The organism is Sinomonas sp. (assembly GCF_036848755.1).
In the GTDB taxonomy this organism is placed as follows: Bacteria; Actinomycetota; Actinomycetes; order Actinomycetales; family Micrococcaceae; genus Sinomonas.
Genome location: NZ_DAIUJO010000107.1, coordinates 9,788 through 12,518, shown reverse-complemented (window position 1 = coordinate 12,518; position 2,731 = coordinate 9,788). Strand labels below are relative to the sequence as shown.

The 2,731-nt window shown below is 66.7% G+C and carries 3 protein-coding genes; 1 reads left to right on the top strand and 2 read right to left on the bottom strand.

Features of this window, described 5'->3' with window-relative positions; all coding sequences use genetic code 11:
* The coding region (locus V7053_RS15050; RefSeq protein WP_334173080.1) for a 4-hydroxyphenylacetate 3-hydroxylase C-terminal domain-containing protein at positions 1-390 on the top strand (390 nt) is incomplete at its 5' end.
* 141 nt (positions 391-531) lie between these two features.
* Here the strand turns inward: V7053_RS15050 and V7053_RS15045 are convergent.
* A complete protein-coding gene (locus tag V7053_RS15045; RefSeq protein WP_334173079.1) occupies positions 532-1,224 on the bottom strand; it encodes a GntR family transcriptional regulator in 693 nt (230 codons plus the stop codon).
* Between the two features lie 51 nt (positions 1,225-1,275).
* Complete coding sequence (locus tag V7053_RS15040) at positions 1,276-2,643, bottom strand: MFS transporter (protein WP_334173082.1); 1,368 nt, start codon at positions 2,641-2,643, stop codon at positions 1,276-1,278.
* Positions 2,644-2,731: the final 88 nt, after the last annotated feature.

The window sequence follows — 2,731 nt, the reverse complement described above, 5'->3', positions numbered from 1 at the left end:
GAACTGAGCGACGACGGCGTCATGCTCCCGCATTGGCCCACGCTCAACGCGGCACGCAACTGGTACCCCAAGGCGTCGCAGCGCTATCCCGAGATCATCCGCAAGTTCTGCGCCTCGGGTCTCATGGCGTTGCCCGGAGAGGCGGATCTCGGCGTCGCCCGCGAGGACATCGAGATGTACCTGCAGGGCAAGTCGCTGACCGGCCCCGAGCGGATCCGGCTGTTCAAGCTCGCCTACGACGCGTCCATCACGGGCTTCGCGGGACGGCAGGCGCTCTACGAGTACTTCTTCTTCGGAGACCCGGTGCGCATGGCGGGTGCGCTCGTGAACACCTACGACCGCGAGCCCGTCCGCGCCCGAGTCCGGGAACTTTTGGACCGGCAGGACTGAGATCCGGGCCGCGCCGCGAAAGGCAGGCGCCATGAAAGGGCCGTGAAGGCAGGGCGGCGAACGACGACGGCGGCCCTCCCCTGGGTGGGGGAGGGCCGCTGTCCAGTTTGCTGAGGCCGGAATCCTCGGTGGGGGCTCCAGTCAGCTGCGCTTCGAGGCTGCGTCCCTGACGGCCCGGTCGCGCACGAGCGAGATGTGCTCGAGCATCGCGTCGTGGGCCCGCCGGGGATCGCCCGATTCGAACGCCTCGAGGATCCTCGTGTGTTCCGCGATAGCGTTCTCGGCATCGGTCACGCCGAGGTTCCCGAAGAACCGGAAGCGCTGCACCTGCCCGCCGAGCGCGTTGTAGGCGTTGAGCAGGAATCGGTTCTGAGCGTTCTCGGCGATGAGCCGATGGAACCGCTCGTCGGCCTCCCAATACGCCCCGTACTCAGCGAAGGTCGGCCCGGTCGGAGCGCCGCGGAGGTCGTCCACGGCCTGTTCGAGTTCCTCCCGGAGCTCAGCGGTCACGTGGGCACACGCTCGCTCCGCGATGGCCGGTTCGATGATGGCACGCGCTGCCATGAGCTCGTCGAGCTCCTCCGCGGAGAAGAGCGGTGCCACCCGATAGCCCTTGAGCGCCTCGCGCCGGACGAGCCCGGTCGACTCCAGCCGGGCGAGTGCTTCTCGGATCGGGGTCTGTGAGACCTCGAGCTCCAACGCCATCCGGTCGATCCCGATGGCCTGACCGGGCTCGAGCCGGCCGTCCATCAGGGACGCGAGCAGTTCCTGGTACACGTAGTCGGCCAGGAGCTGCCGGTTGGCTGGCCGGCGGCTACTCGAAACGGCGGGCATGGTCGAATCCTATCGGATATGTTCTCGCAGGCTCAGGCTCGTGACGCCCCGCTAGTGCTGCATCGCCGGCTCGTCGAGGAGCTCGTCGGACTTCGGTGCGCGGAAGTACTTCGTGAGGAACACCATCGCTGCGGCGACGAACGCGAACACACCAAGGGAGACGACGCCCCATTCGCCGCTCGCCGTAGGAGCGGCCGCGTTGATGGCGGTACGCATGAGCGGAGCGACGAAGCCGCCGAGATTGCCGAGCGAGTTGATGAGGCCGATGCCGGCGGCGGCCGCAGCACCCGTGAGGAACGACGTCGGGTACGCCCACGTGATCGGACCCACCGAGAGGAAGCTCGCGACGGCGAGCGTGATGAACACGATGCCGAGCAGCGGCTGGCCGCTCACGCCGGCCCACGCCGACCCCACGATGAAGAGCCCCGTTCCGATGTAGAGCAGCGCGCCCCAGTTCCGGCGGCGCGCGACGGTGTGGGCGGCGCGGCCGAGGTAGTAGCACGCGAACAGGCCGACGAGCCACGGGATGGCCGAGATGAGACCGACCTCCCAGCCGACCTTCTTGCCGAGAAGCCCGGCGACCTCTTGGGGGAGGTAGAACGTCGTCCCGTACACCGCGATCTGGAGGGCGAAGTAGATGACGGTGAAGTACCAGACCTTCCAGTTCGCCATGGCAGCCCAGATGCCCTTCGGCCCGTCCTGGGTGCGAGCGCGGTCCTCGATGGCCATGGCGTCGGAGAGTGCAAGCTTCTCGCCGTCGTCGAGGAACTTCGCCTTGGAGGGGCTGTTGGTGAGCAGGAACAGGGCGGCGATCCCGGCGATGACCGCGAGGAGGCCCTCTCCGAGGAACATGACCTGCCAACCCCGGGCGAAGCCGAGGGAGTCACCGAAGCTGATGAGGCCGCCGCTGAGCGGGGCGCCGATCATCTGGGAGAACGGCTGGGCGAGGTAGAAGATCGCGAACATCTGCACGCGCACCTTGTTCGGGAACCACTCGGAGAGGTACATGATGACCCCTGGGAACAGCCCGGCCTCGGTCACACCGAGCAGGAAGCGCAGGACGTTGAACATGACGTCATTCGTCGTGAACGCGAAGGACGCGGCGACGATGCCCCACGTGATCGAGATGCGGGCGAGCCAGAAGCGCGCTCCGAACCGCTTGAGCAGCAGGTTGCTCGGCACCTCGAAGATCGCGTAGCCGATGAAGAAGATCCCCGCTCCCAGGGCGAAGGCGGCGTCGCCGACGCCGCGGTCGGCCTTCAGCGCAGCCTGGGCGAAGCCGACGTTGGTGCGGTCGAGGAAGGCGACGAAATAGAGGATGACGAGCATCGGCATGAGATGCCGGGCCGCTTTGGAGATGGCGGACTTGAGCTTTGCGTCGTGGGTGGACGGCGCTGCCAAGGTCCTGTCAGCGGACATGGACACTTCAGCTCTCCTTTGAGTTGAAACTTCTGTGAGTTGGGATTCTCAGTAGCGGATGGAGATGGATGTGGGTCAGTGCATGTAG

What these genes read in the sequence shown, in the direction of transcription:
- V7053_RS15045 (WP_334173079.1), bottom strand. Translation starts at nt 1,224, where the DNA reads ATGCCCGCCGTTTCGAGTAGCCGCCGGCCAGCCAACCGGCAGCTCCTG.
- V7053_RS15040 (WP_334173082.1), bottom strand. Translation starts at nt 2,643, where the DNA reads ATGTCCGCTGACAGGACCTTGGCAGCGCCGTCCACCCACGACGCAAAG.